Raw genomic sequence first — 13,067 nt, 5'->3', positions numbered from 1 at the left:
ATAATGTGGTGGTCATTGAAAAACTGACAGCCAAAAAAGGAGAAAAATATGGAACATATGATTCATCCGTTCAGTGAGTTGTTTGAACAGCTGGGGCTGGATGCCTCTCATCAGGGCATTGAGCATTTTTTGCAGCAACATAAGTTACCGGACGAGATTGAGCTGGTGAATGCGCCTTTCTGGAGTCCGGCTCAGGCGGCATTTTTAAAAGAAGGCCTGCAGCAAGACTCCGACTGGGCTGAAGTGATTGATCAGCTGAATGTAAGTCTGAGGTAATAAGCGGAGTTGTCATGTCGCAAGACATCATAGAAGTTATTCACCGCCTGGCCACTGAAGGCAAGGCGGTCACCACTGCCACAGTGCGGGCCCGCTTGTCGGGCCCGGTTAATATGGCGGAACTCATTAGCCTGGTAAACCGCTATCGCACGGCACCGGAGTCGTTGCCGGAAACCGCACCGGAGCCCATTACCAGTGAGCCCGACAGGCTGACAGCTCTGGAAGAAAAAGTGCGCCAGCTTGAAGCCCGGCTGGCCAGGCTTGAGGGTAATACCTGATGTGGGTATGTGAGCTGCAGTTTGACTGCTACCAGGACACCCAACTGGCCGACGCCGAGCAGGCCATTCGCCAGCTGCTGGACGCCCTGCGTTACAACGGCCAGATCATTGGCCGGGAATTTCCCACTGTTATTCATCAGGGCTGGCTGACCAGCCGGGTAGTATGCCCGGAGCAAAACAGCCTGCACCCGGATAATTACAGCCGCCAGGTGGAGCTTGCCATTGAGCAGCTGCACCGGGCCGGTCTTACCAGCCCCAAGGTCACGTCACGGGGGCCGGATTTAAACTCGGACACCACCGATGAGATCCACTCCCCCGAGTGGCAAGTGCTGTATACCAGTTATTTACATACCTGCTCACCGCTGCGCTGTGGTGAGCATTTTGCGCCCATTCCGCTTTATCGTATTCCGCCGGTGGCCAATGGCGATTTCAAGCAGGTGCTGAAATGGCAGGAAGACTGGGAAGCCTGTGATCAGCTGCAGATGAACGGCTCCATTCTGGAGCACGGTGCGGTGGAAGAAATTTCATCCCCCGCCAGCCTGCTCAGCCGCCGTGGCCGGGATCTGGCCAAGCGCATTGAGTTTTTAACCAGGGTGCCCACGTTTTATTATTTGTATCGCGTGGGCGGCGACAGCCTGGCCAGCGAGCAAACCCGCCCTTGCCCCGGCTGCGGCGGTGACTGGCACCTTGACACCCCGCTGCACGATATTTTTGATTTCTTCTGCGAGCCCTGCCGGCTGGTATCGAATTTATCGTGGGATTTTAAATCGTAGGACCCACCGGCTCAGCCCGTTGCAAGAAAGTGGCGAGATTCGGGGCCAGGGTGCCGATGGTGCCCTTGCCAAGGCGTTCCAGCAACACAGCTCCGGTGGTGTTGTCGAGGGTAACCAGCCGGTGTTCGTCGCGGCAGGTGGCAATAAACCAAGTGGCGGGCAGCGTTAATTTTTGCTGCATAAGCTGATGGCCAATCTGGTTTTGCTGCAGGCGCTCAAAATCAGCTTCATTCCAGGGCTGCAGCAGGGTGATAAACAGCCCCTTGTAACACAAGGGTAAATGTCCGGCGTAATAATGGCCGAACAAGGCGGCTAATGACGGATGCACGGTAAGGTTAAGTGCATGGCCAACATTATTAAAATGACCGGGTTCGGGCCGGACATAAGGGTGCCAGGCTACCTTACCCTGATGCGCGGGCAACTGCTCGGCCGGAGAGGGTTCGCTGGCATCATGCTCAGCCAGCGGCTGACCATAACAACGCTGATAATGTTCAAACAGAGCGGCCAGCGCCGGCACCACTTGATTCTGCATGGCAAACCCTCACAATGCGGTGAACAATGTATACAAATTTAAAGCCCCATATTACCAACCGGAAATTGAAATGACACCTGAGCAAAAATATCAACAGAGTGAATCTTTGGCGGATCTGGCCCTGGGCAAGCAGAGCAGCTATGTAAGCGAGTATGATCCTGCTCAGCTGCAGGCGGTGCCGCGCAGCCTGAACCGGGATGACTTGCAGCTGCAGGCTGGTGCTCTGCCTTTTTCCGGTGAAGATTTATGGAATTTGTATGAGCTGTCGTGGCTGAATGCCAGAGGCAAGCCGGTAGTCGCCATGGGAGAGGTGCGGGTACCGGCCACCAGTACCAACCTGATTGAGTCCAAGTCGTTCAAGCTGTATCTGAACAGCTTTAATCAGAGCCGCTTTGAAAGCATGACAGCAGTGGAAGAGACGCTGGCCCGTGATCTGTCGGCCTGTGCTGATGGCAAGGTCACGGTCAAACTCTACGAGCTTCATGTCGCTCCGGCCCAGTTTGGCCGTTTACCCGGCCACTGCATTGATCAGCTCGATATAGACATACAGCACTATCAGCCGGTGCCCGAGCTGCTGGCCAATGCCACCGACACGGAAGAAACCTGCGAGACGCTGCACTCTCATTTACTTAAGTCCAACTGCCTGGTCACCGGCCAGCCGGACTGGGGCAGCGTGATGATCCGCTATCAGGGCCCACGCATTCGCGAAGATGCCCTGCTGCGCTATCTGGTGGGTTTTCGCCAGCATAATGAATTTCACGAGCAGTGTGTGGAACGTATTTTTATGGACATTATGACGCACTGCAAACCCTCCGAGCTGACGGTATATGCGCGTTATACCCGCCGGGGTGGTCTGGATATTAACCCCTATCGCAGTAATGTGGCCGGCAAGGCAGCCAATGTGCGCCTGCTGCGCCAGTAAGCATTGAGTCCGGAATGCTGGACGCGGGCCGGCGGGCTTCGTAAACTGCGCCACTGGCCCGGTTTTTTCGGTACGATTATTGTGATTCTGTCTGTCGCCGTTCTGGTGTCACATCTGGCGGGTGCTCCGCCACTGTCTTCTTACCAGCCCGAGCCCGCTGAACTGCAGCGGGCCCGGCGACTGATGCTGAGCCGCCCCGGCGAATGTGTGGCACTCACCCATTTCTTTTTGCAGCGAAAAGAAGCCAGGCCCGCATCCATGTTCAACTCACGCCAGGAGCTGGACAAGCTGGAGCAGGCCAAGCGCTACCGTACCCGCGGCCAGACCTTTACTGCCTGGCAGCTGCAGGCCTTGTGTCAGGCCAATGATGGTCAACTGCTGACCGCCGATGCCAGCATCAACAAGGCCATTGCGCTGGCCCGGCAGCAGCGTCAGCCCGATGCGCTGGTAACGGCGCTGCTGATCAAAACCAAGCTGGCGCTGGCCACGGATCATACTGCGCAGGCTCAGTCACTGCTGGATGAAGCGAAAAGTGTCAGCCTGCCGGCCGGTGACGGCCTTATTGGCGATCTGCAATTACTGCAGGCCACTGTGCTGATGCACCGGCACCGCTACGATGAAGCCCGCCAGCTGTATGAGCAGGTGCGGCTGCAGGCCCTGCAGCAGGACGATATGCTGCGCCAGTCCTGGGCCAACTTTTTGCTCGGTGATTATTATCTGCAGCTGCAACAGGATGAGCTGGCCCTGTCTCACTTTCTGGAAACACTGGATGTGCTGGGCGATCGTCGCCAGTTTTACGTTAAGGCGCTGGCTGCCAAAAAAACGGCCGCCATTTATGCTGCTCTTGGCCAGAATGACAAGGCGCTGCAGTTTGCCAACCAGTCTACCACCGAGTTTGAACAGCTGGGCAACAGCCCGCTGCTGATAAGCTCACTCATTAATCTGGGCCGCGTAACCCGGGCCGGAGATGATGCCAACCTGGCACTGGTGTATTTTTTTAATGCACTGGATTTGGTGAAAATTCAGGGTGACGCCAAGCTGATGGCGCAGCTTTATCTGGAACTGGGCCAGTCTTATTCCGACCTGGGCAATACTAAGGAAGCACGGCATTACCTTAATCTGGCCCGCAGTGGTTTTGAGCATACCGACGATTTGCCCCGCCAGACAGATACACTGATACAACTGGGCAAAATGTATCTGGCACAACATGAATATGGCGTTGCCTTGCTGCACCTGGAACGGGCCAAAGCGACAGCCGAACAGCTGGATGATGTGCTGCGGCTGATGGAAAGCCACCGCTGGCTGTCCAGGTTGTTTGAGCAAAGCGGCAATATGGCTGCCGCCCTTACCCATCAAAAAGCCCTGCATGCCTATTTTAAACGGGCCACCACGGTTAACCGGCTGCTGACCCAGAGCCTGGTGCAGGATAACGAACAACAGCTGCAACAAGAACGTGAGCTGAGTGAGCTGGGCCGCAGGAGTGAAAAACTGCAGCAGGACAGAGAGCGCTTTGCGCTGCTGGCCGCCGGGCTGAGTTTGCTGTCACCACTGCTGCTTTATGGTTTGCTGAGAAACCATATTCGCAGCCGCCGGCTGTGGCAGCAAAACCAGGATTTGCAACAGTTACTGCTGGTTGAGCCCGCGACCGGCCTGCCTAACTGGCGGCAACTGATGCAGCGCCTGCCTCAGGAAATGGCACGCCAGCAGCAACGTTCGGAGCAGTGGTATCTAAGTGAAGAGCAGGCTCGCCCCTTTGATGACAAAATTTACTACATGCTGCTGCAGGTGCCCTTTATGAGCAATCTGCGGGAACGGGTGGGACTGGCTGCCGCCAGTCAGATCCAGCTGCAGCTGGGGGAATATCTGCGAGGCCGGCTGCACCCCAGAGCCCGGCTGTATGACTTGCGTGACGGCCAGTTTATTTATGCCATTCCACAAAAAGAAGTCGCCGAGCTGGCTCCTATTCTCACGGCCCTGGAACGCATGTTTGCCGAGTTTCCCTGTGAGTTTGAGCTGGACAGACAGATTTATACCGGCATTATCGGCCATCCGTTTTTACCCAAGGCCCCCAATGCACTGGACGACTTACGCCTGGGTGATGTGCTTTATCTGGCCCTGGCCGCCGCCCGTGAACTGGCTCACAGCACCGGTGAGCCGGCCTGGGTGGAGCTGGTAGCGGTAGACTGTCAGCAGGCGGCTTTTTTCACCGGAGACATACGCAGCTGCTGCATTCAGGGTATTATGAAAGGGCTGGTAAAAGTGAACAGCTCACATAAAAAGCAACAAATTAACTGGCAAGCACTGCAACCCGCATTACCATCAGAAGATTCAAGGGGCGCTGTATAGGCTTATGATGAGAAATAATGACCACAGCATATTGCAGGATCTGACCTCTGCCATTACCGCGCTGGAAACCCTGTGCAACAGTCTGCAGCAAGAAGCCCCGGATGCTGAAGCACTGGCCGCCCAGGATTCCGGTCTCGGCTTGCTGCTGCAGTGGCAAAAGCTGTTTGGCAATCATGCCGATATCAATAAGCCTGCGGCCGAGCCTTCAGACGATCTGGCAGATATGCTGCGCCAGCAGCTGGCCCGGCTGAAACGGCATGCTCAGCAACAGCGCCAACAACAGCAAACAACCCGGGAGCAGTTGTTGCAGGCGGCATGTTATCTGCAGGACAGCCCGTTTATCAGTGAACAACTGACCGGCATTATTCATCAGCTGGAAAATAAAGGCAGTCCGCTATATTACCTTCAGCCTTTGCTGGAGTGTTATCAGCAGGCCCTGACCCTTTCCCGGGAGCAGCAAAGTACGCAGCATGAGCTGTGCCAGCGTCTGCTGCAACTGATTGATGAGCTGGATTACCACGGTGAGATAGGCAACGAGATTCACGCCATTCAGCAGCAGCTGCTGACACAGCATGATCACAAAGCCCTGCCAGCCCAGTGCCTGCGCCTGATTGAACTGATTATTGAGGGCAACCGTAACGAACGCCGGCACTCCGCCCGGTTTTTGGCACTGCTGAATGACGATCTGCAAAATATACATAATCAGTGCAGTGACTCGGTGACCGAAGGCAAGGCACTGATTCAGGATCGTCAGTCTCAGGATGCCGCCCTGGCCAGTGAGCTGAATGCCATTAATGTTCATTTATCCAACGAGCCTCAGGCACAGCTGGCTTTATCTATTGTCAGTCGTATTCAGGGCCTGAAGAATATTATCGGTCAGCATCAGCAACTGCAGCAGCGGGAGTCTGCTCTGGTGGCCCGGCTGAGCTCGCTGGAAAGTCAGGTGAGTGAACTTAAAAAACAAGCCTGTGATTATCAGCAACGACTGCTCAGCCAGAATGAAAAACTGATGATAGACAGTCTGACCCAAATTTATAACCGTGCGGCGCTGGACGAGCGGCTGAGCATTGATTTTGAACGCTGGAAACAAACACAACGTCCGCTGGCCATTGTTTTACTGGATATTGATCACTTCAAACACATTAACGACAGATATGGTCACCTAGCCGGCGACAAGGCCCTGCGGCTGATTGCCCGCACATTGCGGGAAAGCATGAGAGAAAGCGACTTTGTTGCCCGCTTTGGCGGAGAAGAATTTGTTATTTTAATGCTGAATGTAGATCCAAAATTACTGCACCGGCCTTTGCAGCAACTACTCAAGAAAATTGAAAGCATACCATTTCGTTTTAAAAAAGAGCGCGTTACCATCACTGCATCTGTTGGAGCTACCCTGCTGCAGGCCGGTGATACCACTACCTCCGCTCTGGATCGTGCCGATCAGGCCCTTTATCGGGCAAAAAATGCCGGCCGCAATCAATTGGTGATTGCGTAGGTCGCTTACACAAAATTCAGGGATAAATTATGATTACTCATATCAACCCGGTCGGCAGCATGAATATGCTGTCGCAAATGGAAGTCGATCGTCTTAAGCAGTCGGCTTCTGGCAGCCTTTATCATTTGTTCAGAAATTGTGCACTGGCGGTACTGAATTCCGGCAGTAAAACCGACAGCTCCAAGGAAATTCTGGAGCGTTATAAAGATTTTGATATTAATGTGATTCGCCGTGAACGCGGCATTAAGCTGGAGCTGTTTAATCCCCCTGAGCATGCCTTTGTAGATGGTGAAATAATACGCAGCATTCAGGATCATCTGTTTTCGGTATTGCGGGATATTATTTACGTGAACAGTCATTTGCAGGCCACTTCTCTGTTTAATTTAACCGCATCTACCCACATTACCGACCTGGTATTTTCCATTTTGCGCCATGCCAAAACCATTAATCCGGGTGCAGATCCAAGCATAGTGGTGTGCTGGGGCGGACATTCCATCAGCCCGGTGGAATATCAGTATACCCGCGAGGTAGGCAACGAGCTGGGCCTGCGTGAGCTGAACATCTGCACCGGCTGTGGCCCGGGTGCCATGGAAGGCCCGATGAAGGGTGCCGCTGTGGGCCATGCCAAACAACGCGTGACCGGCAGCCGCTATATTGGCCTGACCGAGCCGTCCATTATTGCCGCCGAGCCGCCCAACCCCATTGTGAATGAACTGGTGATTTTGCCAGATATTGAAAAGCGCCTTGAAGCCTTTGTGCGTCTGGGCCATGGCATTGTTATTTTTCCTGGTGGCGTGGGCACCGCAGAAGAAATTTTGTACATTCTGGGCATTATGATGCACCCGGAAAACCGTAATCAGCCGCTGCCCATTATTTTGACCGGACCAAAAGAAAGCGCTGATTATTTCCGCAGTGTGGATGAGTTTATCGGCAATACCCTTGGCCCCGATGCTCAGGCGCTGTATGAAATTATTATTGATGATCCGGCAGAAGTGGCCCGCCGCATGAAAACCACCATGCCGCTGGTGCGGGATTATCGCAAATCGGTGGGCGATGCTTATTCCTTTAACTGGTCACTGAAAATTGAGCCCGAGTTTCAGCTGCCCTTTGAGCCCGATCATGAGAGCATGGCCGATCTTAATTTGAACTGGGATCAGGCACCGCAACAACTGGCGGCCAATTTGCGCCGGGCGTTTTCCGGCATTGTGGCGGGCAACGTCAAAGAAAGCGGCTTGCATGCCATTGAGAAGAAAGGCCCCTTTCTGATTAACGGTGATCCTAAACTGATGAAGATGATGGACAAGCTGCTGCGTCAGTTTGTGGAGCAGCAGCGCATGAAGCTGCCGGGCTCCACCTATGTGCCCTGCTATCGCATTAATCGCTGATATGCTGCTGATCCTGGATGCCATGAACCTGGTGCGCCGCCTGTTTGCGGTGCAACAGCAGCAAAATGCCGACGCTGATGCACAGCTGATGGCCACTCGTGCTGCGCTGGAGCAGGCTGCCGGCAAGCTGCTGGCGCGGTTTAGGCCCAGCCATGTGGTGGCGGTGTTCGATGGTGCGCCGGTGGGGTTTCGCCATCGTTTATACCCCGACTATAAGGCCAACCGCCAACCCATGCCCGATGCGCTGGCCGGCTATCTGGGTGAATTGCAGCAGGCGCTGTGGCAACAGGGCATTGATGCCCTGCTGTCGGACAGTGAAGAGGCAGACGATCTGGTGGCCACACTGGCCTGCCAGCTGGCCCGCCATGGCAAGAACAGCGTGATTGTGTCTACCGACAAGGGCTTTTGTCAGCTGCTGGGGCCACATATTCAGCAGTGGGATCACTTTGGCCAGCGCTGGCTTGATGAACAGCATGTGCAGCAGAAGTTTGGCATAGCGCCGGCCCAGCTGGTGGACTACTGGGCGCTGACCGGGGTCTCGGGCAGCAATGTAAAAGGGGTGCCAGGTATTGGCCCCAAACGCGCCTGTGGATTATTGCAACAATTTGACAACCTCGACACTCTGCTGACTGCACCGGCAACCAGCAAAGAACAAAATATCGTGCAGCAACACAGAGATGAGGCCCTGCTGGCCAGGCAACTGGTGAAACTGGTGGATGATATTGAGCTTGGCGTTAATTTGCAGCAGCTTCGATATCACAATCCGACCAAAGGGCCATAGGCAAAATGGGAACAAAATGTTATAAAGTCGCTGCAAAACAGAGTATAAACCAACCACTGATAACGGAAGCTGCCCATGAACAAACGCAGTATTACCGTGATCCCGGGCGATGGCATTGGTCCCAGCATTATCGATGCCGCCCTGCGCATTATGGATCACGCAGGTTGTAATTTTCACTACGATTATGCCGATGCAGGCCTGATGGCCCTGGAAAAACACGGCGAACTCCTTCCTCAGGTTACCCTGGACCAAATAACCCAGAACAAAATTGCCCTGAAAGGTCCGCTCACGACCCCTGTAGGTGGCGGCTTTACCTCCATTAACGTGTCTTTGCGCAAACTGTTTAACCTCTACGCCAACGTGCGCCCTGTGGTGTCGTTTGAAGGCACGCAAAGCCGCTATAACAATATCGACATTATTACTATTCGGGAAAATACCGAAGGCATGTATTCCGGTGCCGGGCAGAAGCGCTCCGACGACAACAGCAGCGCCGAAGCCATGAGCATTATTACCCGGGAAGGTGCCGAGCGCATTGTGACCTTTGGCTATGAGCTGGCCCGCAAGGAAGGCCGCAAAAAAGTGACAGTGGTGCACAAGGCCAATATTCTGAAGTCAACTTCCGGACTGTTTCTGGAAGTGGCCCGTGAAATCGCTCCCCGCTACCCTGATATTGAAACTCAGGAAATGATAGTGGATGCCGCCTGTATGAACCTGGTGATGTATCCCGAGCGTTTTGACGTCATCATTACCACCAACCTGTTTGGTGATATTTTGTCGGACTTGTGTGCCGGTCTGGTAGGTGGCCTTGGCATGGCACCGGGTGCCAATATCGGCAAAGACGTGGCCATTTTTGAAGCGGTGCACGGCTCTGCCCCGGATATTGCCGGCCAGAATATTGCCAACCCCTGCTCGGTGATTCTGGCATCCATTCAGATGCTGGAACACCTTGGCATGGCCGACAAGGCCGCACAAATCCGCAACGCCGTGCGCAAGACCATTGCCGAAGGAAAAGCCGTGACCCGGGATCTGGGCGGCAACGCCAGCACCACCGAGTTTACCGACGCGATAATTGCCAACCTCTGAAAACAGCGGTCAGCTATAAGCTGTAAGTAAAAAACGGCGCTGTTCTCACAGCGCCGTTTTTCTGTCTGGTTTTGTGCCGCCTCAGCCGGCAGGGCCAGCGAAAGCAGACCTGGTTTATCGGTACATCCAGACAACATCACTTACAGCTGACCGCATAAAGCTGACGGCTCCCCGAAGGGGTCAGTCCTTGGGCTGAAGCTTGGCGACTTTACGTGGCTGACACACATGCACCGTAATTTCTTCCCGGTCGTGATAGAGCTGCTTGGCCTGCACCTGAAACCCTCCCAGCTGATCGAGCTTTTCCTGCAATTGCTGCAGGTTGTGCACGGCTTCAGCGTAGCGCTTTTTCATCGGCAGCTTGAGGTTAAAAATGGCCTCCTGGCAGTCTTCTGCCAGCAGCCAGTCGGCCATGAGCGCCACTACCCGGGCGGGTTTGTCTACCATGTCGCACACCAGCCAATAAGTATTTTTGCGGCTGGGCCGCCATTTAAAACCATCTTCCCGATAGTGTTTTACCTGGCCGGTTTCCATCAGGCTGTCTGCCATGGGGCCGTTATCAATAGCGGTGACCATCATGCCACGGGCGACCAGCTGATAAGTCCAGCCACCGGGAGCGGCCCCCAAATCGACACCACGCATGCCCGACGTCAGCCGGGTATCCCACTCTTCACGGGGAATAAACACATGAAAAGCCTCTTCCAGCTTGAGGCTGGAGCGACTGGGCGCATCGGCAGGAAACCGCAGCCGGGGAATGCCCATATGAAAGGGTGACTGGTTATAGGAATAGGAATAACCCAGCATGACCTTATTGTTGGCGGTAAAGAACAGATGCAGTGTGGGCCGGTTGCGGGCTTCGGCGCGGGTTAATACCCCCTTGCCGCGCAAAGCCTGACGCGCCGGCACGGTAAATTTGCGGCAAAACTTTGACAGCTCCTTGCCATCATTGGTGTCGGCAGTTTCTACCCGAATATCACCGCACAGAGGCATGCCCTCGGCGGCATCAATAATAGGGCTGATGCGATCGTCCAGCGGCAGATCATTCAGCTCGGCCCATACCACCAGCATCTGACGGGCAAAAATCAGCTCACGAAATGGCAGCTTACGGCCCAGCAGATCGCCGTCTTCCGGCTGAAAGCACTCATACACCACATAACCGCTGTTATCTTTGGTGCGGGCAAAGCCCGGGCAACCCATTTGCCCTGCCCTGTCCTGAATTTCGGCCGCCGCTTCTTTTTCAAATCCGGGACGGCAATAGATCAACAACTGTTTCATTTAAACCTCAACCAGGTGCGGCCGGCCAGCAACAGGCATAACCAACCCACCATAAAACTCAACCCCCCGAGCGGGGTAATAAAACCAATCCCTTTGGTGCCAAACAACACCAGGGCATAAATACTGCCGCTGAACATCACCATGCCCAGCACAAAACAAACGACCGCGGCGTTGATCAGCACACTGGCCCGCTGCCGGAGCATAATGGCCAGCAACAGCAGTGCCAGGGCGTGCAGAAACTGATATTGCACACCGGTATTAAACGCCGATATCAGCGCCGGGGCTGCCACCAGGCCATGGGCACCATAGGCCCCCAGCGCAGTGGCACTGAGGCCGGCCAAAGCCGCAGCATAAAAGGCAAGATTAATGATCATGAATAAAGCTCCTCATGCGTTCAATCACCTGAGCCAGATTGCCCTCAAGGGTTGCACCCGAAGACTTGCGCGGCTTGAAGCCATGATCGCCGTCGGTAATCCAGCCGGTTTGTACCGTATCAGCCAGATCGTAACCGGCCACGGCTTCCCGGTTGCCAAAAGTGTCGCGCTCCCCTTGCAACAACAGGGTGGGCGTGGCAATGGAGGCCAGGTGCTGCCCGCGAAAACGTTCGGGTTTGCCCGGCGGATGAAACGGAAAGCCCAGCAATATCAGTCCGGCAGGGGCCAACTCATCGGCCACCAGTGAGGCCATGCGCCCGCCCATGGACTTGCCTGCCAGAAACAACCGCGGATGAGTAAACTCCGCCGCCAGCTCGCGCCAGCAGTTCAGTAATACCGGCTCACGATCCGGCGGCCGGCGGCGGCCATCACTTCGGGTTTTTTGCATATAAGGGAACTCAAAGCGCACCACCTGAATATGCTCGTCTGCCAGTCCCCGGGCCAGTGTGTGCATGACATCGTGCTCCATACCGGCACCGGCACCATGGGCCAGCAGTACTCTTGCTGCAGCATGGTCGGGGCCATCTTTTAATACGTTCAACCGTTTACCCCTTTTTGTTTTTCTTCTTTACTGACCAGCGCTAGCATCCAGTCACGAAAGGCAGCAATTTTGCCAAGGTTTGCCTGAGCCTCATGACTGACCAGGTAATACGCATTTTTTGACATTAACACCTGCTCAAAGGGGCAGACCAGCCGGCCGGCATCGATTTCCGGCTGAGTGAGCACGCTGTGGCCAAGGGCCACCCCCTGGCCATGAATGGCCGCCTGGATCACCATGGAGGAATGACTGAAAATCGGCCCCTGATTGACGTTGGCGGCCTGAATATCCAGCTGCTTGAACCAGGCCTTCCAGTCACGCCGCGAGGTATCGTGCAGCAGAGTATGCCGGGTTAAATCTTCCGGGGTTTTCAGCGGCCGGGTGCCCATCAGCAGCATGGGCGAGCATACCGGGATCAGGTATTCCGCATGCAGCTTGTCGGCGCGCAGACCTGGCCAGTGCCCCTTACCATAATAAATAGCCACATCCACGTCGTCGGTGAGCGAGCCTTCGTCCAGATCCACCGCCTTGATGCGCACGTCTATGTCCGGATGTGCCTCACTGAAGCGCACCAGCCTGGGCACCAGCCACTGAATGGCAAAACTGGGCTGCAGGCTGACGGTAAGGGCTCCTTTGGCACTGCGCGCCAGCAGGCGTTCGGTGGCATCGGAAATACCGGTAAAAATATCCTTTATTTCCAGAAAGTAACTCTGCCCTTCTTCAGTGAGCAGCAGCGAGCGGTTACGCCGCCGAAACAGCTTGATACCCAGAAATTCTTCCAGCGCCTTGATTTGATGGCTGATGGCGGCCTGAGTCACAAACAGCTCTTCAGCTGCCCGGGTAAAGCTCAGGTTACGGGCAGCGGCTTCAAAGGCTTTCAGCGCGTTAAGCGGAGGTAATCGCCGGGACATGCTCATCTCTGACAGCGTTTAAGTGGCTGTGAATTATAGGGGTC

14 protein-coding genes are annotated in these 13,067 nt (G+C 54.9%); 9 read left to right on the top strand and 5 right to left on the bottom strand.

Features of this window, described 5'->3' with window-relative positions:
* Nucleotides 1-48: 48 nt before the first annotated feature.
* Genes R0I78_RS01425 through R0I78_RS01415 form a run of 3 tightly spaced genes read left to right on the top strand, consistent with a single transcriptional unit; the run spans nt 49 to nt 1,327 of the window.
* Nucleotides 49-276, top strand: a complete 228-nt coding sequence (locus tag R0I78_RS01425) for a DUF2789 domain-containing protein (protein ID WP_019933612.1) — start codon at nt 49-51, stop codon at nt 274-276.
* Between the two features lie 14 nt (nt 277-290).
* The gene (locus tag R0I78_RS01420; protein ID WP_019933611.1) at nt 291-554 is read left to right on the top strand and encodes a hypothetical protein; all 264 of its coding nucleotides are present in this window, start codon (nt 291-293) and stop codon (nt 552-554) included.
* A complete protein-coding gene (locus R0I78_RS01415) occupies nt 554-1,327 on the top strand; it encodes a Zn-ribbon-containing protein (protein ID WP_019933610.1) in 774 nt (257 codons plus the stop codon). Before R0I78_RS01420 ends, R0I78_RS01415 begins: the two co-directional genes overlap by 1 nt.
* On the opposite strand, the gene syd is transcribed toward R0I78_RS01415, so the two are convergent.
* Nucleotides 1,317-1,859: a SecY-interacting protein gene (gene syd / locus R0I78_RS01410; RefSeq protein WP_317074035.1), complete on the bottom strand. Its 543-nt coding sequence runs from the start codon at nt 1,857-1,859 to the stop codon at nt 1,317-1,319. The two genes, R0I78_RS01415 and syd, sit on opposite strands and share 11 nt — an antisense overlap.
* A gap of 70 nt (nt 1,860-1,929) precedes the next feature.
* On the opposite strand from syd, the gene queF reads away from it, so the two are divergent.
* From queF to R0I78_RS01380, 6 genes are all read left to right on the top strand, one after another.
* Nucleotides 1,930-2,781: an NADPH-dependent 7-cyano-7-deazaguanine reductase QueF gene (gene queF / locus R0I78_RS01405; protein ID WP_317074034.1), complete on the top strand. Its 852-nt coding sequence runs from the start codon at nt 1,930-1,932 to the stop codon at nt 2,779-2,781.
* 81 nt (nt 2,782-2,862) lie between these two features.
* The gene (locus R0I78_RS01400) at nt 2,863-5,127 is read left to right on the top strand and encodes a tetratricopeptide repeat protein (RefSeq protein ID WP_317074033.1); all 2,265 of its coding nucleotides are present in this window, start codon (nt 2,863-2,865) and stop codon (nt 5,125-5,127) included.
* Nucleotides 5,128-5,131: 4 nt separating this feature from the next.
* Entirely contained in the window at nt 5,132-6,619 is a 1,488-nt protein-coding gene (locus R0I78_RS01395) for a GGDEF domain-containing protein (RefSeq protein WP_317074032.1), read from the top strand.
* A gap of 29 nt (nt 6,620-6,648) precedes the next feature.
* Nucleotides 6,649-8,004 (top strand): nucleotide 5'-monophosphate nucleosidase PpnN, encoded by a 1,356-nt coding sequence (gene ppnN / locus R0I78_RS01390; protein WP_317074031.1) that lies wholly within the window; start codon nt 6,649-6,651, stop codon nt 8,002-8,004.
* Nucleotides 7,976-8,785: a flap endonuclease Xni gene (xni, locus tag R0I78_RS01385; protein ID WP_317074030.1), complete on the top strand. Its 810-nt coding sequence runs from the start codon at nt 7,976-7,978 to the stop codon at nt 8,783-8,785. Before ppnN ends, xni begins: the two co-directional genes overlap by 29 nt.
* A gap of 75 nt (nt 8,786-8,860) precedes the next feature.
* Nucleotides 8,861-9,868, top strand: coding sequence for an isocitrate dehydrogenase (locus R0I78_RS01380; protein WP_317074029.1), 1,008 nt, complete (start codon nt 8,861-8,863; stop codon nt 9,866-9,868).
* Nucleotides 9,869-10,048: 180 nt separating this feature from the next.
* On the opposite strand, the gene rlmM is transcribed toward R0I78_RS01380, so the two are convergent.
* The 4 genes from rlmM to R0I78_RS01360 are packed head-to-tail and all read right to left on the bottom strand — an operon-like array spanning nt 10,049 to nt 13,023.
* Nucleotides 10,049-11,140: a 23S rRNA (cytidine(2498)-2'-O)-methyltransferase RlmM gene (rlmM, locus tag R0I78_RS01375; RefSeq protein WP_019933602.1), complete on the bottom strand. Its 1,092-nt coding sequence runs from the start codon at nt 11,138-11,140 to the stop codon at nt 10,049-10,051.
* Nucleotides 11,137-11,514 (bottom strand): DUF423 domain-containing protein, encoded by a 378-nt coding sequence (locus R0I78_RS01370; RefSeq protein ID WP_317074028.1) that lies wholly within the window; start codon nt 11,512-11,514, stop codon nt 11,137-11,139. Before R0I78_RS01370 ends, rlmM begins: the two co-directional genes overlap by 4 nt.
* Nucleotides 11,504-12,115: an alpha/beta fold hydrolase gene (locus R0I78_RS01365; RefSeq protein WP_317074027.1), complete on the bottom strand. Its 612-nt coding sequence runs from the start codon at nt 12,113-12,115 to the stop codon at nt 11,504-11,506. The genes R0I78_RS01370 and R0I78_RS01365 overlap by 11 nt, the downstream gene beginning before the upstream one ends.
* The gene (locus tag R0I78_RS01360) at nt 12,112-13,023 is read right to left on the bottom strand and encodes a transcriptional regulator GcvA (protein WP_317074026.1); all 912 of its coding nucleotides are present in this window, start codon (nt 13,021-13,023) and stop codon (nt 12,112-12,114) included. The genes R0I78_RS01365 and R0I78_RS01360 overlap by 4 nt, the downstream gene beginning before the upstream one ends.
* Between the last annotated feature and the right edge of the window lie 44 nt (nt 13,024-13,067).

The organism is Oceanimonas sp. CAM02 (assembly GCF_032842915.1).
GTDB lineage: Bacteria > Pseudomonadota > Gammaproteobacteria > Enterobacterales > Aeromonadaceae > Oceanimonas > Oceanimonas smirnovii.
Note: the sequence above shows the minus strand (reverse complement) of the source record. Positions and strands in the feature narration are given on the sequence as shown.